General features: G+C 34.6%; 26 protein-coding genes and 1 pseudogene. 25 read left to right on the top strand and 2 right to left on the bottom strand.

Annotated elements, in window-relative coordinates; genetic code table 11:
* The first annotated feature begins 400 nt into the window (after positions 1-400).
* A complete protein-coding gene (locus BU038_RS00910; protein ID WP_002481441.1) occupies positions 401-1,018 on the top strand; it encodes a DUF47 domain-containing protein in 618 nt (205 codons plus the stop codon).
* A gap of 13 nt (positions 1,019-1,031) precedes the next feature.
* Positions 1,032-2,039, top strand: a complete 1,008-nt coding sequence (locus tag BU038_RS00905; RefSeq protein WP_107604410.1) for an inorganic phosphate transporter — start codon at positions 1,032-1,034, stop codon at positions 2,037-2,039.
* A 217-nt stretch (positions 2,040-2,256) separates the two neighbouring features.
* Here the strand turns inward: BU038_RS00905 and BU038_RS00900 are convergent, their stop codons facing one another.
* The gene (locus BU038_RS00900; protein WP_107604409.1) at positions 2,257-3,057 is read right to left on the bottom strand and encodes a LysM peptidoglycan-binding domain-containing protein; all 801 of its coding nucleotides are present in this window, start codon (positions 3,055-3,057) and stop codon (positions 2,257-2,259) included.
* A gap of 354 nt (positions 3,058-3,411) precedes the next feature.
* Between BU038_RS00900 and BU038_RS00895 the strand changes: the two genes are divergently transcribed.
* From BU038_RS00895 to BU038_RS00790, 22 genes and pseudogenes are all read left to right on the top strand, one after another.
* Positions 3,412-4,059, top strand: a complete 648-nt coding sequence (locus tag BU038_RS00895) for a Bax inhibitor-1/YccA family protein (protein WP_107604408.1) — start codon at positions 3,412-3,414, stop codon at positions 4,057-4,059.
* Between the two features lie 278 nt (positions 4,060-4,337).
* On the top strand, positions 4,338-6,512 hold the full coding sequence (locus BU038_RS00890; protein ID WP_107604407.1) for a helix-turn-helix domain-containing protein: 2,175 nt from the start codon (positions 4,338-4,340) through the stop codon (positions 6,510-6,512).
* A gap of 155 nt (positions 6,513-6,667) precedes the next feature.
* Entirely contained in the window at positions 6,668-7,024 is a 357-nt protein-coding gene (locus tag BU038_RS00885) for a transcriptional regulator, SarA/Rot family (protein WP_107604406.1), read from the top strand.
* 194 nt (positions 7,025-7,218) lie between these two features.
* The gene (locus tag BU038_RS00880; protein ID WP_107604405.1) at positions 7,219-7,935 is read left to right on the top strand and encodes a YebC/PmpR family DNA-binding transcriptional regulator; all 717 of its coding nucleotides are present in this window, start codon (positions 7,219-7,221) and stop codon (positions 7,933-7,935) included.
* 3 nt (positions 7,936-7,938) lie between these two features.
* Positions 7,939-8,430, top strand: coding sequence for a cupin domain-containing protein (locus BU038_RS00875; protein ID WP_107604404.1), 492 nt, complete (start codon positions 7,939-7,941; stop codon positions 8,428-8,430).
* 383 nt (positions 8,431-8,813) lie between these two features.
* Positions 8,814-9,293 (top strand): hypothetical protein, encoded by a 480-nt coding sequence (locus BU038_RS12400; RefSeq protein ID WP_158262775.1) that lies wholly within the window; start codon positions 8,814-8,816, stop codon positions 9,291-9,293.
* Between the two features lie 28 nt (positions 9,294-9,321).
* Positions 9,322-9,774, top strand: a complete 453-nt coding sequence (locus BU038_RS00865) for a hypothetical protein (RefSeq protein WP_107604403.1) — start codon at positions 9,322-9,324, stop codon at positions 9,772-9,774.
* Between the two features lie 393 nt (positions 9,775-10,167).
* On the top strand, positions 10,168-10,656 hold the full coding sequence (gvpQ, locus tag BU038_RS00860) for a gas vesicle protein GvpQ (RefSeq protein WP_107604402.1): 489 nt from the start codon (positions 10,168-10,170) through the stop codon (positions 10,654-10,656).
* A gap of 59 nt (positions 10,657-10,715) precedes the next feature.
* Positions 10,716-11,066, top strand: coding sequence for a gas vesicle protein GvpJ (gene gvpJ, locus BU038_RS12590; protein WP_241963122.1), 351 nt, complete (start codon positions 10,716-10,718; stop codon positions 11,064-11,066).
* A gap of 75 nt (positions 11,067-11,141) precedes the next feature.
* Complete coding sequence (gene gvpO / locus BU038_RS00850; protein ID WP_002481453.1) at positions 11,142-11,411, top strand: gas vesicle protein GvpO; 270 nt, start codon at positions 11,142-11,144, stop codon at positions 11,409-11,411.
* 57 nt (positions 11,412-11,468) lie between these two features.
* Positions 11,469-12,233 carry a GvpL/GvpF family gas vesicle protein gene (locus BU038_RS00845; RefSeq protein WP_107604401.1) on the top strand — a complete coding sequence of 255 codons (765 nt, stop codon included), beginning with the start codon at positions 11,469-11,471 and terminating at the stop codon, positions 12,231-12,233.
* Positions 12,233-12,487, top strand: coding sequence for a gas vesicle protein GvpG (locus tag BU038_RS00840; protein ID WP_107604400.1), 255 nt, complete (start codon positions 12,233-12,235; stop codon positions 12,485-12,487). Before BU038_RS00845 ends, BU038_RS00840 begins: the two co-directional genes overlap by 1 nt.
* A 3-nt stretch (positions 12,488-12,490) precedes the next feature.
* Positions 12,491-13,300 (top strand): GvpL/GvpF family gas vesicle protein, encoded by an 810-nt coding sequence (locus BU038_RS00835; protein ID WP_107604399.1) that lies wholly within the window; start codon positions 12,491-12,493, stop codon positions 13,298-13,300.
* A gap of 17 nt (positions 13,301-13,317) precedes the next feature.
* The gene (locus BU038_RS00830) at positions 13,318-13,581 is read left to right on the top strand and encodes a gas vesicle protein (RefSeq protein WP_107604398.1); all 264 of its coding nucleotides are present in this window, start codon (positions 13,318-13,320) and stop codon (positions 13,579-13,581) included.
* Complete coding sequence (locus BU038_RS00825) at positions 13,565-13,849, top strand: gas vesicle protein K (protein WP_241963121.1); 285 nt, start codon at positions 13,565-13,567, stop codon at positions 13,847-13,849. The genes BU038_RS00830 and BU038_RS00825 overlap by 17 nt, the downstream gene beginning before the upstream one ends.
* Before the next feature lie 43 nt (positions 13,850-13,892).
* A pseudogene (locus tag BU038_RS00820) lies at positions 13,893-14,207 on the top strand (gas vesicle protein); the annotation flags it as partial.
* Positions 14,208-14,304: 97 nt separating this feature from the next.
* Positions 14,305-17,220: a hypothetical protein gene (locus tag BU038_RS00815; protein WP_107604396.1), complete on the top strand. Its 2,916-nt coding sequence runs from the start codon at positions 14,305-14,307 to the stop codon at positions 17,218-17,220.
* 21 nt (positions 17,221-17,241) lie between these two features.
* Positions 17,242-17,628 (top strand): gas vesicle accessory protein GvpU, encoded by a 387-nt coding sequence (gene gvpU, locus BU038_RS00810; RefSeq protein WP_107604395.1) that lies wholly within the window; start codon positions 17,242-17,244, stop codon positions 17,626-17,628.
* Between the two features lie 238 nt (positions 17,629-17,866).
* The gene (locus tag BU038_RS00805; RefSeq protein ID WP_182676042.1) at positions 17,867-18,439 is read left to right on the top strand and encodes a DUF402 domain-containing protein; all 573 of its coding nucleotides are present in this window, start codon (positions 17,867-17,869) and stop codon (positions 18,437-18,439) included.
* Positions 18,440-18,571: 132 nt separating this feature from the next.
* Positions 18,572-19,441, top strand: a complete 870-nt coding sequence (locus BU038_RS00800) for a LysR family transcriptional regulator (protein WP_107604393.1) — start codon at positions 18,572-18,574, stop codon at positions 19,439-19,441.
* A gap of 177 nt (positions 19,442-19,618) precedes the next feature.
* Entirely contained in the window at positions 19,619-20,815 is a 1,197-nt protein-coding gene (locus BU038_RS00795) for a sugar efflux transporter (protein ID WP_107604392.1), read from the top strand.
* A 14-nt stretch (positions 20,816-20,829) separates the two neighbouring features.
* Positions 20,830-21,318 (top strand): DUF456 domain-containing protein, encoded by a 489-nt coding sequence (locus tag BU038_RS00790; RefSeq protein ID WP_002481465.1) that lies wholly within the window; start codon positions 20,830-20,832, stop codon positions 21,316-21,318.
* Positions 21,319-21,398: 80 nt separating this feature from the next.
* Here the strand turns inward: BU038_RS00790 and BU038_RS00785 are convergent, their stop codons facing one another.
* Positions 21,399-22,085: a DUF1129 family protein gene (locus BU038_RS00785; protein WP_107604391.1), complete on the bottom strand. Its 687-nt coding sequence runs from the start codon at positions 22,083-22,085 to the stop codon at positions 21,399-21,401.
* Positions 22,086-22,289: 204 nt separating this feature from the next.
* On the opposite strand from BU038_RS00785, the gene BU038_RS00780 reads away from it, so the two are divergent.
* Positions 22,290-22,670, top strand: coding sequence for an SA0632 family lipoprotein (locus BU038_RS00780; protein ID WP_107604390.1), 381 nt, complete (start codon positions 22,290-22,292; stop codon positions 22,668-22,670).
* Positions 22,671-22,704: the final 34 nt, after the last annotated feature.

Below are 22,704 nucleotides of genomic sequence, written 5' to 3'. Positions count from 1 at the left end.
ATATAGTATAGAATAGTAAACTTACTTCGAAAACTTGAAATAATGAGTTTTCGGAGTATTTTTTTTGAAAGGAATGTGTAAAAATGGGGAAGTTAGGTAAAATTTTAAGAGAGGAAATATCCACTTTTTGCTTAGAATTGTGGAAATTGTGAAAACTTAGCAAAACAATCGGACATTACAATTATGTTCAATTGTTAAGATTTTGTAAATAGAATTGTAGTGTTGTAAATTTTGTGCTATTTTCTTTTTAGGAAGGTAAAATTTATTTGAAGCTAGTGTGAAGATGGTATACATATTAGTTTCAAAAGTATCACACGATTACTTTTTACAATTATATACTTTTGAGTTCAAATTTATGAAATGTGATTGGGAAGCAATCGCTGAAAATGGAGGATTTTCAATGTTTAACAAGAAAAAGGATAAGTTCATGGTTAAATTGGAGGAAATGGTATTCAATTTAGATCGCGCAGCAATTGAGTTCGGGAAAATGGACTTTAACACACACCTAGATTTGAAAGCTTATTCTGATAATATCAAAACGTATGAGTCACACGGTGACGAATTAATGCACCAAGTGATTTCAGACTTGAACCAAACGTTCATTACCCCAATCGAGCGTGAGGATATTTTATCTTTATGTAACGCTATTGATGATGTTTTAGACGCAATGGAAGAAACATCAGCAATGTTCGAAATGTATTCAATCGAGTATTCAGATGAATACATGGCTGAATTTGTAGATAATATTCAAAAAGCAGTAGCTGAAATGAAATTAGCTATTGGCTTATTAGTAGAAAAGAAACTTTCTCACATGCGTATTCATTCAATTAATATCAAAGAATTTGAAACAAATTGTGATGGTATTTTAAGACAATCAATTAAACATATCTTCAATAGTGAAACAGATCCAATCACATTGATTAAAATTAAAGACATATATGAAAGCTTAGAAAACATTGCAGATAAATGCCAAGCAGTCGCAAATAATTTCGAAACAATTATCATGAAAAATAGCTAAGGAGTAATATAAAATGGATTATATTATAATTATCACTGTAGCTATCGTTATTTTTTCATTGGTGTTCGACTTTATTAACGGTTTCCACGATACAGCGAATGCGGTAGCTACTGCAGTGTCGACAAGAGCACTGACACCAAGACGCGCAATCTTTTTAGCAGCGATTATGAACTTCATCGGTGCACTAACATTTACAGGTGTAGCAGGAACTATTACGAAAGACATTGTGGATCCATTTAAATTACAAAATGGATTAGTCGTAGTATTAGCGGCTATTTTCGCAGCGATATTCTGGAACTTGTTAACATGGTACTTCGGTATTCCAAGTTCTTCATCACATGCCTTAATCGGTTCGATTGCAGGTGCAGCGGTTGCATCTCAAGGTTCATTTTCAGTGTTGCATTTCCAAGGCTTCACTAAGATTATTATTGTGTTGATTGTATCGCCATTGATTGCCTTTTGTGTAGGTTTCATTATGTACAGTATTGTTAAAGTCGTATTTAAAAATGCGAATTTGACAAAAGCTAATCGCAACTTTAGAATATTCCAGATTTTCACAGCATCATTACAATCATTCTCACATGGTACAAACGATGCACAAAAATCAATGGGTATCATTACACTAGCTTTAATTGTTGCGAACTTGCAAGATGGCAACAATGTTGAACCGCAATTATGGGTTAAGGTAGCCTGTGCTGCCGCTATGGGTCTAGGTACAGCAGTAGGTGGTTGGAAAATCATCAAAACTGTCGGCGGTAACATTATGAAGATTCGCCCAGCTAACGGGGCTGCTGCAGACTTGTCTTCAGCATTAACAATTTTCGTCGCATCTTCATTACATTTCCCATTATCAACAACACACGTTGTATCTTCATCTATCCTTGGTGTAGGGGCATCTAACCGCATCAAAGGTGTTAAATGGAATACAGCACAACGTATGATTGTGACTTGGGTAATTACTTTACCAATTTCAGCATTCGTCGCAGCAATGATTTACTGGATTATGAATATTTTCTTATAATCAATTCTCAATCATTGAGACACAAACATATAGAGTTTTAAATAGAAAGCGGACCATTTTCAGAAGTTGAAAATGGTCCGCTTTCTTGTGCGTTAAATTAACTCTTAGAACTGTATATAAGTTATTGATTTTCTTTTTAATTAGCATGTTACATTTTTTAATAGTTTTGAATTAAAGCCAAAATAAAAAGACGATAACACATCGTCTTTTTAGATTATTAATGAATGTAGTTATAGCTAGAAGCCATTGAAGCAGGAATTGTACGGTAGTCGACAATGCCTGGTGGTGTATTATAGTTCATTTCAGAAATTAAGATACTGCCATCACCATTTACTTGTTCTACATATGCAACGTGACCGATTGGTCCTTCGTAGTTCTGCATAATTGAACCTGCTGCAGGTGTATTGTTTACTGTGTAACCATCAGCTTGAGCATTATTTGCCCAGTGATCTGCGTTCCACCAGTATGTACTGATTGGTTGGCCTGTTTCAGCGCGACGATTGAATACATGCCAAGTACATTGTCCCCAGTCATATAAGTTAGCATGATTAAATGTCGGTGATTGGTTTGTTGAAGGTGTTGCTGTAGGTGTGCCACCTGATCCGCCAGAACCACCTGCGCCTGGAATAGTCAATTGTTGACCAGGGTGGATTAAATAACCATTTAAACCGTTAGCTGACATAATTGCTTCAGCAGATGTGCCATATTGGTTTGCGATGATATTTAATGATTCACCTGCTTGCACTGTATGTGTGCCGCCAGAAACGTTAACAGTCGCCCCTGTGTTTGAACTTTGACTGCTGCCATTTACTGTAATGACTTGGCCAGGGAATAACATATTATTTGATAAATTGTTATCTTGCTTAATACTTTCGATAGAAGTGCCGTATTCTTGTGCGATAGACCAAAGTGATTCACCGGCTTGTACTGTGTGCTGTGTTGATGCATCAGCATCTTGTTGAGTAAGCGCTAAGGCCGCACCTGTTGCAACTGAAAATGTAACTGCTAACTTTTTCAAATGAGATTCCTCCTCTAAGTTTGGTTCAGTATTTATACATTCGTTTTTATTTACTATGTAATACGAATATCAATCATTATTTCTATACTTCCACATCTTATCAAAAATATGCGGTAAATTGTCGGTTGTTACGTGCTTGTAATAATTTTTAATAAAACCAGAATTGTCTAAAATTCAGAAAACACTAGACAATATAGGATTTATTGAAGAAAATTTGGATTTTTGACAACGCTACTGTAATGTTTGTAATAAAAAATGACACTACATTAAATAATATTAAAGATTTACTATCATTAAATCAGAAAGTGGAAATAAGAACACACTCTATGAAATAATAACTATTAAATCGTTTCAATGAAGGAGTTGAACAACTTGGTAAATTCAACACATGCTGCCTCAAAATCGAGTGCTTATGCGAAGGTCTGGCTTTATTTTATGTACTTCTGGATTATTTTTGGTATCGGTACATATTTTGGCCAGTACTTGCCTGATGCTTGGAGAAGACCACTTTCTATCGGTTTGACGGTATTAATTTTGATTTCATTATTTGTTAATCGATCACGTAAATTTGGATTTTTAATTTCTAATATATACGCTGTAGCAATCGGTTTATTAGCTTACGCTGCATTTACAACATATATGCAGAATTTAGGACCGGAACTATTTTATAAAAATGTAGCCCTTGCAGTAGGTGCCTTTATCGCATTCGGTGTGATTGGCTACTTTTTCGTTCAAAACGCATCGAGTATTGGTAAATATCTATTTGTCGTCTTAATCGCATTAATTGTGGCTACTTTAATCGGTTTCTTCGTACAAAATCCGATTTTCTACACGGTCATTAACGTCGTAGCAGTCGGCTTATTCTTGTTGTATACTTTATATGATTTTAACCGATTGAAACGAGGGCAATTTGCACCTAGTGAAATGGGCTTTAATTTATTTGTGAACTTATTGAATATTATTATTAATATCTTAAGTTTAGCTAATCGTTTTAGAGATTAATATCATCGAGAATAGGACTGGAACAAAGAAAAACAATGTTCCAGTCCTTCATTATATTATTTAATCTAGTTATCATTGATAAGAATAGTACGATATAATCATACATTACGTAATTTGAAACAACATAAAAATACTATTAAATTTTAAAATTTGTATCTAATTGCGTTGTGTGCTAAATTTGTAGAGTATAGTCCTAGAGAAATTACAGGGAAGGAATAAAATAAAGAGAGAAGTATCATTACGACTACGAACAGCTTATTTTATTAAAGGTTATATGAATGAGAAGTAGTATTATTGATTTATATGCAGCTGAAAATTTGCCAGCCAACCGTTGTTATGATGGAGTGTTATTACTATGGCCAGTAAACGATACAGCAGAAATCCAAAGGTCCGCTCAAGTTGAAACAGTAAATAACACTGTTTGTCTCATCAACCATAATGAAGTTTTTCAAGTTTCGAAAAACAAAAAGATGATGATGGTTTATGTTGCGAGTGATTGGTTCCTTGAGAAGGATTTCGCTTTTTTTAATTATTGCTTTAATATTCAAATGGTTCAGTCTAACAGTAGAATTGAAAAAGCAATGTTGATTTTATTGGAAAAGTATCTTGAAGAAACTTTAACAGAAGAATTGATTAAACAATGTATTAGTGAGATTTGCGATATCTTAATTGAAGAAGCAAGTGTTGAGATTAAACATGCTTCCCACCAATTAATTGCATCGCTAGATTACAGAGAAAAGAAAATCGTAGATTATATCAACGAACATATTGGAGAGAAACTGACTTTAGAAACAGTAGCTAAAGAAGTGTATATTTCTCCGACAACACTCTCATCTTCCTTTTATAAAATATTTAATATGGGTTTCAGAAATTACATTGAAACATTACGAATTGGACTTTCAATAGAAATGTTAGTAACAACCAATCGAAAAATTTTGGATATCTCTGAAGAAGTAGGGTTCAGCAACTTCAGTGGTTATTATAGAAAGTTTAAACGTCATTTAGACACAACGCCGAATGATTACAGACATAAATCTAAATTAAGCAAAGACTTATGTTATTTAGTGAAAGATCAAGATTCTGAAGTCAGTGACGAAGGTAAAAAAGCATATTTGGCTAAAATCAAAGATATACTGAAGAATTGGACAGAAGATAAAGAGAATATTATTTACGTGGATAATAATAATCCTATCTATTCTCCTAAACGTCCGTTTGTTATGACGATTCAAATTCACACGCTTGAAGAATTGAAAGAAGTGATGGTTTACCACAGGCATCAAGAAATTTTTGATTTCGATGAAGAAGTGATGTTTTTAATCCATCCAAGTATACCGACGATTCATAAAAACTTTAGCACGAGCGAATTGGTTGCTATGCTTGATACCATCTATCAAAGCAAAGTGAGAGTAGCATTTGAACTGGAATCAAAAGAAGATATCGATTATGTGAAGCATGAGTTGATGCAGTCGCGTGCATTTACAGAACATCAAGCGTATAAAGATCTCAAAAAGGATACTTCTAAGATTTCAATTACATTTAGCTTGCAGAATCAATCATTGAAAGACATTTATATTCAAAAAATGAGAATTAAAGAAATTGGGTTTAATGTTAATTTCAATCTAGATGTGACTAAATTATTTAATGACCCTGAAAAATTTAAAGCATTAGAACTCCCTATTAAACGGGTGAATTTTGATTATTATTTTATTGATAATGAGAAATTAAAGTATCCTTATCTGGAAAAATCCTATCAGAAAATGCCGATGAAGCAACTAGTTAATCTGAATGCACTTCAATCAGTTATGAGACAAGTTCATTTAGAAGAACGTAAATATATACTGCTTAATGTACCGAATAGAAAGTTATTGAATAAAGATATGAGTCTCTTAGATAGCACACCGTTGATGATGTATATGTTTATGCGCTTTTATGGAGTTTTATCTGGAATCGGCGTGGATCTATATCAACGCACTGATAAGAATATCGCGTTTCTTTTTGATACAAGTGGTTTCAAAACAACATTGTACTTTTTATATAGACAGCTCTCTGGGTTTGAGACATTTTATTTTTATGAAGATGATGCTTGTCTGATGACACGTGGTGATGAACATTACAGTATTATGGTTTATGACTGGCGTATTATTGAAAATGAAATGCATGAGGGTAACCAAAGCTGCCATCGCTTCTATATCGGTTTTAAAGATGAAAGTTTAAGAGATAATTATTTGGTAACACGTGAAGTAACAGATTATAAATACGGCAACATTAATGAAATTATTTCACCTAGTATAATGCCTACATTTAAGTGGCCAAAAGATTTAAAACGTAAGATTAAAAACGCCAATAATCCGAAGTTTGATGTGTTTGAACATAATTTTAATAACGACACATTGAGTGTTGATGTTGAATATAACTCGTTGCAATTGATTTCCTTGTACAAAACAACGAAATAGATTGAAATTTGTAAGAGTAAGATGTGTTTTATACAATTCAATTTGTCGTACTCAGGAAAATTGCAAAGACAATGTGGGGAAACACTAAAGACTTTTAGACTTTTAATATTCATACTTAATGTATTATATCGATATAAAATCTGGAGGCGTATACTTTGAAAAAAAGTAACTTAGAGAAATTGCTCAATGAATACAAAAAATTTATGGATTTGACACGTTTCATTGAAGAAACATATAAAATCAACATGAATGACTTTGTAATACTTAATTGTGTTCATGAGAATTGCACCGAAGAAAAGATGTTAATGCAGCCCTTTTTAAAGATTGCAACAGATTCATTTGAAATCAGCCGAACTAAAGTGTTGGCATCTATCCGTAAACTAGTAAACCAAGATCGTGTCAGCAAAGTCCGTTCTGAGACTGACGAACGTAAGGTTTATATTTATATGGATGATAAAAACATAGAGAAGCTTGATGAAATGTTAAAAGCTATTGATAAATTTTTAGGTTGATTATACATCAAACACCCCATACTAGAGAGATATAATATTGTGGATGAACAGCCCAGGCATATGGGCTGTTTTTTGTGCTAAATCAAAGTAATTATGCACAAAAGGGGAACTTGGTGTTCAATAACTATATATTAAGCAAGAAATCATGTATAATAGTTGATGTTAAAAATTGAGAGCGAAAGCGAGATGGAAGTATGGGACGTAAATGGAATAACATCAAAGAGAAAAAAGCCCAAAAAGATAAAAACACAAGTCGTATTTATGCGAAATTCGGTAAAGAAATTTATGTAGCTGCGAAATCTGGTGAACCTGATCCAGAATCGAACCAAGCATTACGTTTAGTGCTTGAACGTGCAAAAACTTACAATGTACCGAAAAACATCATCGACCGTGCGATTGATAAAGCAAAAGGTAATGATGATGAAAATTACGATGAATTACGTTATGAAGGGTTTGGTCCTAACGGTTCAATGCTGATTGTTGATGCATTGACAAACAATGTTAACCGTACTGCGTCAGATGTACGTGCTGCTTTCGGTAAAAACGGCGGTAACATGGGTGTATCAGGTTCAGTATCTTATATGTTCACACATACAGGTACTTTCGCATTCGAAGGCAAATCTGCAGATGAAATCTTAGAAGTTTTAATGGAAAAAGATTTAGATGTGCGTGATGTTGTTGAAGATGGCGATTTAACAATCGTATATGCTGAGCCAGATCAATTTGCACAAGTACAAGAAGCTTTAAAAGAAAGTGGCGTTGAAGAATTCGAAGTTGCTGAATTTGAAATGTTACCTCAAAATGATATCCAATTATCAGATGAAGACAAAGCAACATTAGAAGGTTTAATCGATGCGTTAGAAGATTTAGAAGATGTTCAAAACGTATATCATAATGTGGACTTGGATTAAGTAATGGAACATTCTATATCGGAATGGGTGCGTCAATTAGATTTATTACCGCATCCAGAAGGTGGCTATTATAAAGAGATTATTCAAGCCGAGCGCCAAGAAGGTGGACAAGCACGTCCAGCTTATACAAGTATTTATTTTCTATTAACAGATGACAATATTTCACATTTTCATCGTATAGATGCTGATGAAATTTGGTATTATCATTATGGTAATACTTTGACAGTGCATATGATTCATCCTGATGGCCAATATGAAGCGGTAGATATTGGTCCTGATATGACAAAAGGCGAAGTACTGCAGCATGTCGTACCTGCAGGTACAATTTTTGCTTCTTCGATTAAACCTGAAGAAGGTTATGCACTTGTCGGGTGTATGTGCCAACCAGGTTTTATGTTTGAGCACTTTGAAATGTTTGAACAAAATGAACTTAAAAAAGCTTATCCGCATTTAACTGAAGTTATTGAGCAATACGCTCTAAAATCTATTGGTTGAATATCATAATGAATATATGTTTTACTAAGCACTTGCTTTAGTTACTGGGCATAAACCCAAGCTAAAACAAGTGCTTTTTTTATCTCGAAATATTTGAACTAAAATAGAAAGTTATAGTACGGTAGGACCCAGAATTTAATCCGCCTTATTAACTAAGGTTTAATCTATTCATTTTGATGAACTTCAAAGTAATTCGAAGTAAATGATGAAAGATAACTTTATTGTTGAGTAAAAAACCCCTTTTGACTAATTTGCAACAGTCAAAAATAAAATATAAAACATGATTTACTGAAAAAAGATAAATTAATCAGAACATGATTTGTTTGCAAATTAGAGTTGAGGGTAAAAATAATAATACCGATTAAAGAGAGAGGGGTGTTATCGTGAGCAGGTATAAAAAGGGCGTAAATATTAAAAAGAAGAGAAATAAACGCAACAAAAACATTCATGTTGCTGATGCGATTGTAGGCGGTGTGTTCGGCGCAACTTTCGGCTGGTTCTATAGACGAGAAGGTACTCAAAATATGATTCATCGTGTAAAAGAATCAGAGTTATTCCAAAATATCGCTTCAGATGTTTATGAAATTACGGAAGAAAACATTAAAGCCTATATCGCGATGAATATTGAAAACAAAACCCGTGATTTTTTTCAAAGATCCGATGAAGAGGACGAAGACGAAGAATACTATGAAGATGATGAAGAGTTTGAAGAAGCATACGTAGAAGATGAAGACGATGCGTATGATGAGGAAGACGAAGAAGAATTAGATGGAGAAGAATATTATGAAGCGTTATTAGAAGAAAACGAACAGCTTAAAGAAGCTATCAGTCGTTTAGAAGAACGTTTTGAAGAATTGCTGTAAAACATTAAGAAAGTAGAGGGGAAAAATTATGAGTAAACAAATTAAAAATCAGACAGAAAAAACTAAAAAGTTACAACCTAAAAAGAAGAAATGGACATCTAGTCCAGTATACCGCACAGTGGCTGGGGGAGCAGTCGGTGCAGGTCTTGGCTATGTTTTAAAACCGAAAAAAGACAAAAAAGCACTTTACACTAAAAAGAATGCATCAAACGCTACCTTAAAAGATAAAGCATCAGACTTAAAAGACTCAATCTTTGGTGATGACAAAAAGAAAAAAGGCAAAAAAGGTAAGAAAAACACTGGTTTATTCAGCAAGAATCCTAAATCTAAAAAGCGTAAAAAGAAACCGAATAAGAAACAGTTTCATTTATTAAAATCTGAAAATGAAACACTTCAACAACGTTTACAATTTTTAGAAGACAAATTAGATCAATATACAACATCTAAGAAACGTAAAAAATCTATTTTCCGTAAAAAATAAGGTTTAGCCAAAAGCTCAATTTAAAGGTGCACAGAGAAAACTGGCACCTTTTTTATTTAAGTATCGAGTACAGCACTTTCAAGTTCTCAAGATGTTAAGCGTGAATGCAATGATTGTAATGTAGATTAAGAGAATATTTCAAAATGGACGATAGTGTTTGAACCGAAAATTAAAGTGGTATTGTAGATAACACGAAAGCAAACAAGATTTACATCTAAAGACAATGCACATCAAAAATTAATAAATAATTTAAATAAAATCAACAATCAGACATCCTTTGAATCAAATGAAATGAACACAAAGCATCTCAGATACCTCTATTTATTTTATTTATTCTTATGTAAAAGGTGGTTGCTATCAAAAGAATTAGTTTCAATTTAAAGGAGGTCGACGATGCCTAATAAATTAGTGAAAAAAGCTGCTGGTGCAGTAGCAAAAAAAGCAATTGAAAAGACTCCTGACGAAATTGAAGATAAAGCAAAAGATAAATTAAAAGATAAAGCACATGAGATGATGGAAGAAAAAATAACAGAAGGCGTTCAAGAGAAAGCAGATCAGGCAGCAGACAAATTACAACAAGTGAAAGAGAAAAACCAAGAAGTTGTACCTGAAATTGCAGACAAAGCAACAGACAAAATGCAAGGCGCCCTGTTAAAGACACGTGATAAATTAGGACAAGTCAAAGAAGCTGGGGAAGCCTTCCAAGAAAAAATCAACAAAGATGAATCCGGCAACAGCAAGAAGAAAATCAAAGGTGTTCAAGATATCAAAAGTGTTCAAAACATCAAAGGTATTTCTAACATTAAAAGTTATAACGATATTAAACACGCTACCGATATCAAGGGAGTAGAAGATAATAAATCAACATTGATTGACAATTAACACAAGCATTAGAGTTTAACAGATTAAAACAATATTAATTTGAGAGGGGATTGAACGATATGAGTTCAGTACAAAGAAGTGCAGATACGTCAAGTTTAGCAGAGGTAATCGACCGAATTTTAGATAAAGGTATTGTCATTGATGCTTACGTTAGAGTTTCAGTAGTAGGTATCGAAATCTTAACTATCGAAGCAAGAATCGTAATTGCCAGCGTAGACACTTGGTTAAGATATGCAGAAGCGGTTGGCTTACTGCGTGACGAAGTTGAAGAAGAAGGTTTACCAGGTCAACAACAAGAACAACTTTCAGGGGATACAAATCAACAACAACAAATTTCTCAACAAAGTGAACCAGAAGAAGCACAAACAAAAGAAGCAGACGACAAGAAAAAATCAAAATATAGTGTTTAATTATTAAATTAAAAGGGAGGCGGCGACGGAATGTTGTCGTCATCTCTTACTATATTGTATTGATGGAGGAAAATTATGACTATCAAAGAACTTATGAGTAAAATTAGAGAATTCTTCAATGAAAATGTAGCACCGCCATTTAAAATTACTTCAATCGAAGAACGTGAAGGTGATGAGTCAGGTTGGACAGCTACAGTTGAAGTGATTGAAGAAAAAGAATATATGAAACGTTACGCAAAAGACGAAATGCTTGGTACGTATAGCGTTGTATTAGATAAAGATGGCGAAGTGACTTCATTTAAACGTGAAGGTATTCGTTACAGAAGTAAAGTAGACGGTAGTTAATTAATAAACGTTTTAATTAAAGGACAATAATATTTGAAACTCAAAGGAGATAAGCTTATGGCACAAGAAGAAACAGGGATTTATATATTTTGTGGAACACAGACAGATCAAAATGACGATTTCGGAACTGTTGAAGTAGAAGATGAGGCTCGTGAGTTATTCACTATTAGATATAAAGATGCTGCTATTGTTGCGGCAGAAGTTCCAATGAAGATTTATGCACCGAAAAAAGAGAATTTAATGATGCATCAAAACGTTGTGGCGACTGTCATGAAAGAAAAAGATGCAGTGATTCCAATCAGTTTCGGTAATGTATTTAAGTCTAAAGACGATGTTAAAGCTTTACTTGAGAAGTTGTACCCGCAATTTGAAACGTTATTCCCTGAAATCAAAGGGAAATTTGAATTAGGCCTAAAAGTTATTGGTAAACAAGAATGGTTAGAGTCGGTTGTAAATAACGACCCTAAATTACAAGAAATGGCGAAATCAGTACGCAGTAAATCAGAAGATGCGGGCTACTATGAACGTATTGAACTGGGTTCTGCGACACAAGATGTTTTCAAGCAATTATCTAAAAAAATAGAAGCGGATATTTATGAACCGCTCGCAGAGCTGAGTGCATCTGCTAAATCAAACGAACCTCAGAGCGAAAAAATGCTATTGAACGCAGCATTCTTAGTGGATGAAGAAAACGATCAAGCGTTTGATGATTTAGTGAATAAACTTTACGAAAAATGGGAAGACAAAGTAGAGTTCAAGTACACAGGTCCGTGGGCCGCTTATAATTTTGTGAATATCCGTCTAAATATCGAGGGATCTTAATGATAGTATATGGCTCACTTAAGTTGTTGAAAAAAATTGCAGAACAAGTCAAGGACGAAACAGACAAAGAACTTTATGACCTTCCGACCATTGAAAAGAAATTAATTCAATTACAAATGCAAGAAGAACTAGGTGAGATTCCAGAAGACGAATACAGAGAAAAAGAAGAACAATTATTAGCACGTTATGAAACGGCTAAACAAAAAGAAATTGATGAAGCAGAAGCAATGATACAACAAAAGGAAGATGAATAGCGAATGGAAAACTTGTTATATTTATATGCACTTGTTCCAGAAGCGGAACTAGAAAATAAAGCGCTTCCTTCCCTAACTGGTTTTGATGGTGAAGGCAGCTTATATACTATCCCTGTTGATGATAAAATCACTGGAATTGTATGTGATTTAAATGGGGAGGAATATTCAGAAGAAATTATCGAGGATAAAATCGACAATGATATGGAATGGCTTCAAAAAAAGGCAGTCCATCATCATGAAACGATTGAAACTCTCTATCAAAACTATACTTTAGTTCCATTGAAATTCTGTACAATTTATAAAACAAAAGACAGTTTAAAATCAACGATTCAAGGTTATAGCGAAAAAATCACTGCCACTTTCAATTTCTTAGAAGATAAAGAAGAGTGGACAGTTAAAATTTATACGAATGATAAGAAACTTCGTAAAGAGGTTAGCAAAAATAATAAAGCTGTTGAAGAAAAACGTGAAGAAATTAAAGACTTGCCACGTGGCCGTCGTTTCTTTGCGGAAAAGAAAATTGACAGCATCGTTGATAAAGAGTTAGAAAATGAAAAAGACCGAGTCAGCGAAGACTTACATCAAGACCTCAAAGCACTAGCTGTTGATTTTTCAATCAAAAAGAATTGGGGAAGAGATGTAACAGGTTTAGAAGAAGAAATGGTATATAACAGTGTATATCTATTACCGAAAGAAAAGGTAGATGATTTTCTTGAAATCATCGATAACACTAAAAATGAATTACCAGAAGAAGGATGGCATTTAGAAATCGCTGGACCTTGGCCTGCCTACCATTTCTCTAGCTTTAACTAATATGGAGGTGGATAGAGATGCCGTCGACAAGAGAAACTATAGAGAATAAAGAAGTTGGTCTCATTGATATATTAGATGTCATTCTCGATAAAGGTGTTGCGATCAGAGGAGATTTAATCATTTCGATTGCGAATATAGACCTAGTTTATTTAGATTTACGTGTTTTGATTTCTTCAGTAGAAACATTAGTACAATCATCAATAGGCAACAATCGACGTGATATTACTTCTGAAGCATTTGATGAACAAAGGAGGGAACTTCTAGATGCCACAGATGAATAATAATAGTTCTCGTATTAATTTAGGACAAGACAATGCAGAAGATGGATTAGCCCAATTAGTCATGACAGTGATTGAACTGTTAAGACAAATTGTAGAACGCCATGCCATCAGACGTGTAGAAGGCGGAACATTGACTGACGAGCAAATCGAAGAGTTAGGTATCGCCCTAATGGACTTAGAAGAAAAAATGGAAGAGTTGAAAGATGTCTTTGGACTAGATGATGAAGATTTAAACATCGACTTAGGTCCTTTAGGAAGACTCATGTAATAGTTTATCCATGTGAATTATTTTAAGGGAGTGAGAATAAGTTATGGCAAATGAACAGCTACCTCCTGCTTCAAACGGTTCTAGTAACTTAGTAGATGTATTAGAGAAGGTATTGGATAAAGGTGTTGTAATCGCTGGAGATATCAGAGTCGGCATCGCAGATGTTGAATTATTAACTATCAAAATTCGTTTAATCGTAGCCTCAGTTGATAAGGCTAAAGAAATGGGCTTAGATTGGTGGGAAACAGATCCGTATCTCACATCTAGAGCAACAGAAATGAAAATGGCAGAACAACAAGATGCTGAAGCCGAAAATAAAGAATTACAGAAAAAAGTTGAAGCATTAGAAAACAAACTTAATGAACAAAATGAAGCGCCTTCAACTAAGAAATCATCAGCTAAAGCGGCTTCATCGAAAAAATCATCTGATAAGCAAGTAGATGGAGAGGATAAGGATGAGTAAAAAATCTAGAAAAAAACAAAAAAAGAATCAAAAGCGTGAAATCAATTTAACTAAAACCATAGCGGGTGGATTAGTAGGTGCATCTTTCGGTTATCTTACGGCTCCTAAGAGCCGTAAGAAAATCGTAAGAGAACTAGGTAAAATAGTTTTAAAAGGAACCGCAAAACAATTCGGTCATACAACAAAGAAAAAGTTAAGCAGCTTAACACCTTCTCCTAATAATCCTTTCAAAAAAAAAGCACCCATCGAAGAAAATCAACACGACATTCAAGAAGATGAAGATAATGAAGAACACACAACAGTATTAGTTCAAGGTGAAGATGATCGGAAATTTGAAGATGATCAAGACAACGAAGAAAATGATACTGATGAAGTAGAAGATACAGAGGACAGCGAAGAAACTGACGAAGACGATTCATCAGATGAAGACAGCGATAAACCTAAAGGCAAAAAGAAGAAAAAGACCTTCTTCGATAAATTCAAGTCACACAAATCTGAAGAAAAAGAGTCAGATGAAGAAGACTCAGATGATGATGAAGAGAATGACGAGCAAGATGAAAAACCATCGAAAAAATCTAAGTCAAAAACCGAAAAAGATGGTGATTCTGAAACTGACGAAGAAACAAATGATGATGAATCAGAAACTGATGAAGTAGAAGATTCAGAAGACAGTGAAGAATCTGAAGACGATGATTCAACAGAAGAAGATAATGATAAACCTAAAGGTAAGAAGAAAAAGACCTTCTTTGATAAATTCAAGTCACACAAATCTGATAAAAAAGATTCAGATGATGACGAAAATGAAGATGAGGAAGACGCTGAAGAATCAGAAAGTGATTCGGAAGAAGAACCTGATGAAGATCATGACAAACCTGAAGATAAGAAGAAAAAGAAACTCTTCAGCAAATTGAGATCACGTAAATCAAAGAAAAAAGCATCTGATGAAGAAGAACAAGATGAAGAATCAGAAGACGAGAAAAAAGACAAACAAAAGAAAAAATCACCTAAGAAAACTAAATTAAAAGCTAAAAAAGAGGACGATTCTGATGCTGATGAATTAGAGTCGGAAGATGACACATCTGAAACATCAGATGAACAATCAGACGAACAAGCAAAAGGTTCAGAAGATGAAAGCGAAGCTTCTGAAGAAGAGGAAAAATCTGAATCAAAAGAAGAACCGGAAGTAGAATCAGAAGATGACACATCTGAAACATCAGAGGATGAATCAGGCGAAGAAACAGAAGATTCCAAAGATGAAGATACTTCAAAAGACGATGAGGAAACGGATAAAGCGTCTGACGAAAACCCAGATGACGAAAGCGAAGCCTCTGAAGAAGCGGAAGAACCTGAGTCAAAAGAAGAACCGGAAGTAAAATCAGAAGATGACACATCTGAAACATCAGATGAAGAGTCAGATGAACAAGCAGAAGGTTCCAAAGATGAAGATACTTCAAAAGATGAGGATAAAGCCGAAAAAGCATCTGACGAAGGTTCAGATGACGAAAGCGAAGCTTCTGACGAAGCGGAAGAATCTGAATCAAAAGAAGAACCGGAAGTAGAGTCGGAAGATGGCACATCTGAAACAGAAGACTCTGAAACATCAGAGGACGAGTCAGCCGAACAAGCAGAAGGTTCTACAGATGAAGATACTTCAAAAGACAAGGACGAAACCGAAAAAGCATCTGACGAAGGTTCAGATGACGAAAGCGAAGCTTCTGAAGAAAAGGAAGAATCTGAATCAAAAGAAGAACCGGAAGTAGAGTCGGAAGATGACACATCTGAAAAAGAAGACTCTGAAACATCAGAGGATGAATCAGGCGAACAAGCAGAAGGTTCTACAGATGAAGATACTTCAAAAGACAAGGATGAATCCGAAAAAGCATCTGATGAAGCTTTAGATGACGAAAGCGAAGCCTCTGAAGAAGCGGAAGAACCTGAGTCAAAAGAAGAACCGGAAGTAGAGTCGGAAGATGACACATCTGAAACATCAGAGGATGAATCAGACGAAGAATCAGAAGGTTCCACAGATGAAGGTGCTTCAAAAGACGAGGATAAAGCTGAAAAAGCATCTGACGAAGGTTCAGATGACGAAAGCGAAGCTTCTGAAGAAGCGGAAGAATCTGAATCAAAAGAAGAACCGGAAGTAGAGTCGGAAGATGACACATCTGAAACATCAGAGGATGAATCAGACGAAGAATCAGAAGGTTCCACATGTGAAGGTGCTTCAAAAGACGAGGATAAAGCTGAAAAAGCATCTGACGAAGAGGAAGAATCTGAGTCAAAAGAAGAACCAGAAGTAGAGTCGGAAGATAAGCCTGAAAAGACTGATGAAGATGCTGATGAAGTAAAGTCTGATTCTAATGAAAATTCGTCTCAAGATGAATCTAAAGCAACGGAAAAACAATCTAAGAAAACTACACCAAAGACAAAAGCCGATGATTCTGAATCAGTTGATCAAAAAGAAGATAATCAATCTGATGAAGATGATGAAAGCAAAGATGAAGAAGAGAAAGAAAAGGCAACTGGAGAATCTGAGGACTCAAAGACAACAACGGATTCTGATCAAACAGAAGACAGCGAGAAAGAGCAGGATTCAAAACAAGAGAGCTCTCAATTCAACCAAGTTGCCAGAGCAAAACTTAAGGGCTTGAAAACAACAACAGAAAGTCTATTCAAAAAGGATGATAATGATGACGAACAATCAGAAGAAATTGAAGAAAATGAAGGACAAAAAACTAAAACAAATCAACAAGATGAAAAAGAATCTGAAGAAAAACTTCAAGAAGAACAAGAAAAAACCTCTTCTAGGCAAAAAGAAAAAACACAGACCACTAAGAAGCAAGAAGAAACGTCTGAAGAAGAAACTGGAACGTGGTTAGAAAGTCATGATGACACAGGTAACAAATAATTAAATGAGAGGAATGATATAATGAGTAACAAACAGACATCTAAAGATGATATTCTTGAATCATTTGTAAAAGCCGCAAACGAAGACGACTTTTCTCTAGATATTTCGTTATTAGTCGACGGTGCCATTGTGACTGGTACATTGATTTCAGCAAAAGAATACTTTAAAACTTTAAGTAAATCTTTCAAAGGCGGCAATGAGACGTCTAAACAATTCAGTGAAGATTTAGACGAAGCTGGCGACGCTGCTGGAGAAAGTGATAACGATGAAATCAATTATATTCACTTAAAAGATACAAGTATTTTTATCAGTGAAAACAAACCTACACCTTCAAGTGGTAAGCTGATTTGGAGAGGTAAATTGAGTGAAGTAAACAGTTTCTTTTTAGGTAAAATCAAAAGTAACTAAAATTTAATATGAACACTGAAATAATAGTGTGATATCAAAACAAGTGACCGTACTTATCAGCTGAAAGTACGGTCATTTCTATTGTTATGCGCTATTTGCGTTTTAGCTTTAATGATTCAACAATATGTGTACAATCTGTAAAAAAGGCTTTTAATTTGTGTAATACTTTTAATAATATCAAACATTGAGTGACATGTATGTGACAGTTTTATATAATAATGTCAAGGAGTTGGTGACAGTGAAAGTAAAATACATCGATAAACGTCACTGGCGTCGTCTGATTGAAAGAGATTATACTGAAGTTAAGGTGAATAATAATAAATTCAAAGGAATCATTGGCTTAATCACAATGAAGAAAGTAAAGGAACCTTTAAAAGTTTCTGTCGTCGGTAAAACCATGATAGTCGCAGATGATAACTATCAATGGCTTCAAATCGTACCAGATAAGAAACGTTACAGTATAACAGTGATGCTAGATGAAAACGGCAACCCGCTTGAATATTATTTTGATATCAATATTAAAAATATTACACAAAAAGGTAAAGCACGCACAGTAGATTTATGCTTGGATGTCATTGTATTGCCTAATGGAGAATATGAGTTGGTTGACGAGGATGATTTATTACGGGCATTAGAAACAAAACAAATTTCGAAGAAACAATATCATGAAGCCTACATCATTGCGCATCAGTTAATGATGAAAATTGATCATGATTTTCCAAGTATGCAAGAAAATATTATGTATTGCTATAATAAGATTAAACATAAGTATTTAAACGATAAACATACGACGCATCATCACCGAGGATAACAGTCAGGAGAACCCAGCACACAGTGTGAAAGAGTGTTTGTATGAAAGGTACCATGCTGTCGCTGTCAAAAGACTGCCGCATGGTTTTTATTTCATAGAAGAAAAGGATTGAAGGAAGTAGGAGGATAAAACGTGAAGATTGAGGATTACCGTTTGTTAATCACGTTAGATGAAACACGTACATTGCGTAAAGCAGCTGAAATTCTTTATATTTCTCAACCTGCTGTAACACAGCGACTGAAGGCTATAGAAAGTGCCTTCGGCGTTGATATTTTTATTCGCACTAAGAAGCAGTTGATCACTACAACTGAAGGTGCGATGGTAATTGAACATGCGCGCGATATGTTAAAGCGCGAACGTTTATTTTTCGATAAGATGCAAGCACATATGGGCGAAGTAAATGGCACCATCTCTATAGGGTGTTCTTCTTTAATCGGCCAAACCTTATTACCCCAAATACTTAGTCATTATAACGACCAATACCCCAATGTTGAAATTCAAGTAAGAGTAGGATCTACTGACCATATAAAAGCGCATCATCGTGATTATCACGTGATGATTATTCGCGGCAGTAAAATTTTAAATTTGAACAATCAACATTTGTTTAATGATAAGCATTACTTTATTTATCCGAAAGGCCAAAGAGATAAAGCACCAGAGCTGCCGTTCATTGAGTTTCAAGCAGATCCGATTTATATTAACCAGATTAAAGAATGGTATGGTCGTAATTTAGGACGCGATTATCATGCGATGATTTCGGTAGACCAAGTTGCGACTTGTAAGGAAATGCTAGTCGGCGGCGTAGGTGTAACAGTACTGCCAGAAATTATGGTTAAAGACTTAGACACAGAGCGTTTTGATTTTGAACAAGTTGATATAGAAACACATCCGTTAGTGCGTTCGACGTATTTAAGCTACGATTCTAGTATGCTGCAATTGCCTCAAGTGGAATCATTTGTAGAATTAGTCGTCAATGATATTGCGAAAGCACCTCAGAAATAACTGATGTGTACATAAGACATCCTAGTTAGGGTGTCTTTTTCTCATGTTTGTATATGAAAACGCTGTCTTTTGAAATTGCATTGTGTTTTAGATGAAATCGTTGTACATCTATTCCAAAAGGTAGGAAAATTGATTAAACTAGAGGTTATATAAATAAGTTTTAAGAGAGGTTAGACTATGTTTGCAGCGTTACTGCATATTAAAAATTATAAATTATTCGTGGTTAATATGATGCTGGTAGGTATGGGAATTGCGATTACGATTCCTTATCTAGTTCTATTTGCGACAAATGAACTCGGTATGACAACTACTCAGTTTGGTGTCTTATTAGCACTTGCCGCAATCAGTCAGTTTACTGTTAATACAATTGTGGCACGTTTTTCTGATAAAGGGAATGTAAATCGAAAAGTCTTGATTATTGGTGCGCTGTTTATGGGCGCAATGAGTTTCGGTATTTACTTCTATGTTCACACAATCTGGCTGTACATTGCGTTATATGCTTTGTTCCAAGGTTTGTTCGCACCTGCAATGCCTCAACTTTATGCTTCAGCACGTGAATCTATCAATGCATCTTCTTCACGCGGTCGTGCTAAATTTGCTAACACTGTATTACGTTCTATGTTTTCATTCGGATTCTTATTTGGTCCGTTAATCGGAGCCTTATTAAATAAAAGTATGGGATATGCCGGCTTATTCGGAGGCACAGTAGTTATTTTATTATTTACACTGTTACTTCAAGTCTTCTTCTTTAAAGAAGTGAAAACAAATCGGCCGATAGAAGAAGGTACACATATCGAACGTAAAGCACCGAGTATGTTGACACACAAAAAATTAATTGTACCGTTTGTTGCCTTTATTTTACTGCATATTGGACAGTGGATGTATACGCTCAATATGCCTCTATTTGTGACGAAGTATCTTCATGAGAGTGAAGACTATGTCGGTGTGCTTGCGAGCTTGTGTGCGGGCTTAGAAGTGCCATTTATGATTATTTTAGGTGTTTTGTCTGCAAAACTTGAAACAAGGACCTTATTGATATTTGGCGCATTATTCGGTGCACTCTTCTTCTTCAGTATCGGTGTGTTTGATAATATTTATATGATGATGCTTGGCCAAGTCTTTTTAGCAATGTTTTTAGCAGTACTATTAGGGATTGGTATTAGTTACTTCCAAGACATCTTGCCTGATTTCCCGGGTTATTCTTCAACTTTATTTGCGAATGCGTTGGTCATCGGTCAATTATGCGGGAATTTACTTGGCGGTATGATGAGTCAAATCGTAGGATTAGGGAATGTATTCTATGTATCCGCTGCTTCTTTAGCATTAGGAATGATTTTAATCTTCTTTACAAAAGAGCAGAAATTTATTGAATAAGAAAGAGGTTTACCATGCTAGCAACAATTTTATGGTTATTGATTATTGCGTGTTTTGTTACCGCGTTTATTGGTTTAATTAAACCCGTTATCCCGTCAATGCCGATGATGTGGATTGGATTTTTAATTTATCAAATTGGTTTTCATAACGGAAAATTATCTTGGGTCTTTTATATCTCAATGATTATTTTAACTATCTTTATTTTTGTGGCTGATCTTATGATGAGTCAATACTTTACAAGACGTTTTGGCGGTTCTAAAGCAGGAGAAATCACAGCTTTAATCGGTGTGATTGTCGGATGTTTTGTCTTCCCGCCGTTCGGCATTATTTTAGTTCCATTAATTGCAGTATTTATTGTAGAGATGGTGTTACGACGCGATCCAATGACTGCGCTTAAAGCAAGTTTCGGTTCAGTTGTCGGCTTTTTAGCAAGTACTGCAGCACAAGCCATGGTCATGATTATTATGGTCATTTGGTTCTTCTTAGCAATTTTAATCAATTAATATTACTGAAAGTTAAACAAATAATAACAGCCTCAAAAGCATAGGGTAATTCCTGCTTTTGAGGCTGTTATTTTAATTGTTTATAAGTAAGTATTGCTGTTTTTCTTCACAAAATGATGGTCGACATAAAATGCAATTGGCGTGATGACGAATGAAATGATAATAAATGTCCAATTACCAATATGGATAGACGGGCCAAATGTAAGGTAAGATTGCGGAATATATAAGACATAGAATAATAATGCAATCAAGCCGAAAATAACCGCGTAAGTTAAAAGCCAAACCCAATTAGACTTATTGAAAGCTTGTATTTGTACAGTCTTGAAAATCCACCATACGAATAAAAAGATAATAAATAATCCAATTAATACAATGATGGGGAAGGTGAAATAATAGATAGGTTTTTCACCTATAAAGAAACCGACAAATCCTTTGAAGAACGAAAAAATTCCTAGTAAAAACAAAATGTGATGCCAAATATATTTGAAGATATTTTGTACCGTTTCGTTTTTAAGCTTTTTAATCGTTTCTATCGCGTGGGCACGTGGGTTATGATCAAAGAAATCCATGGCCAACATACCTTGGTTTTCAGATTTTAACAGTTCTTTTAAAATACGATTCAACATTAATTCGGAATCATGAGGGTTAACGCGCAAATCAGCACGAATATAAGTCATATAGCTTTCAAAAATTTCGCGGTCTGTATTATTAAGATGCAACGCTTTTACATTGTTTTCGCGCATCAATTGTTCTGTAGATTTAGCCATTGCTTTACCCTCCGATTCATATTATACAATCAAGCATATTATGACTAAATTAAGCGTATAAATCAATCATTGAAGTTATCATTTTTCTTTCTTTTTTTAGTGTATGTGTGGAAACTATGAGCGAAGGCGGATACATGGTAAAATATACATAGCAAATTGACGTTATATAAGCGTTGGATTCATGGTTAAAGGAGTTAAAAATACATGAAGAAAGTGATGATGGTGCTGTTAGCTTCAACTTTGATGTTAAGCGCTTGTGGTAAAAGTGATGAGAAGACAGCACTGGAAAATGACATCAAACAACTAAAGAAAGAGAACAAACAATTAAAAGATAAGAAAGAAAAGCTTGAGAAAGAACAAAAAACGGTGAAAGAACGCGTTGATAAGTTAGAGGATGAAGTGAAAGATAAAGTTGCGACAGAAAGAGCAAAACAACAATCTGAAGCAGAAGATAAAGCTAAAAAAGAACAAGAAGCTAAAGATAAGAAGGAAAAATCAGCGAAAGCTTCTTCTAGCACAACTAAAGAAAATGACCAGAAGACACAGTCACCACATTCTGACAAGAAGGAAAACAAACAATCTTAAGCGTTTGTTTGAAAAGTCAGAAGGGTATTAAATA

The organism is Staphylococcus simulans, assembly GCF_003043455.1.
Lineage (GTDB): Bacteria > Bacillota > Bacilli > Staphylococcales > Staphylococcaceae > Staphylococcus > Staphylococcus simulans_A.
The sequence above is the reverse complement of the archived record's forward strand: the minus strand, read 5'-3'. Positions and strand labels throughout refer to the sequence as shown.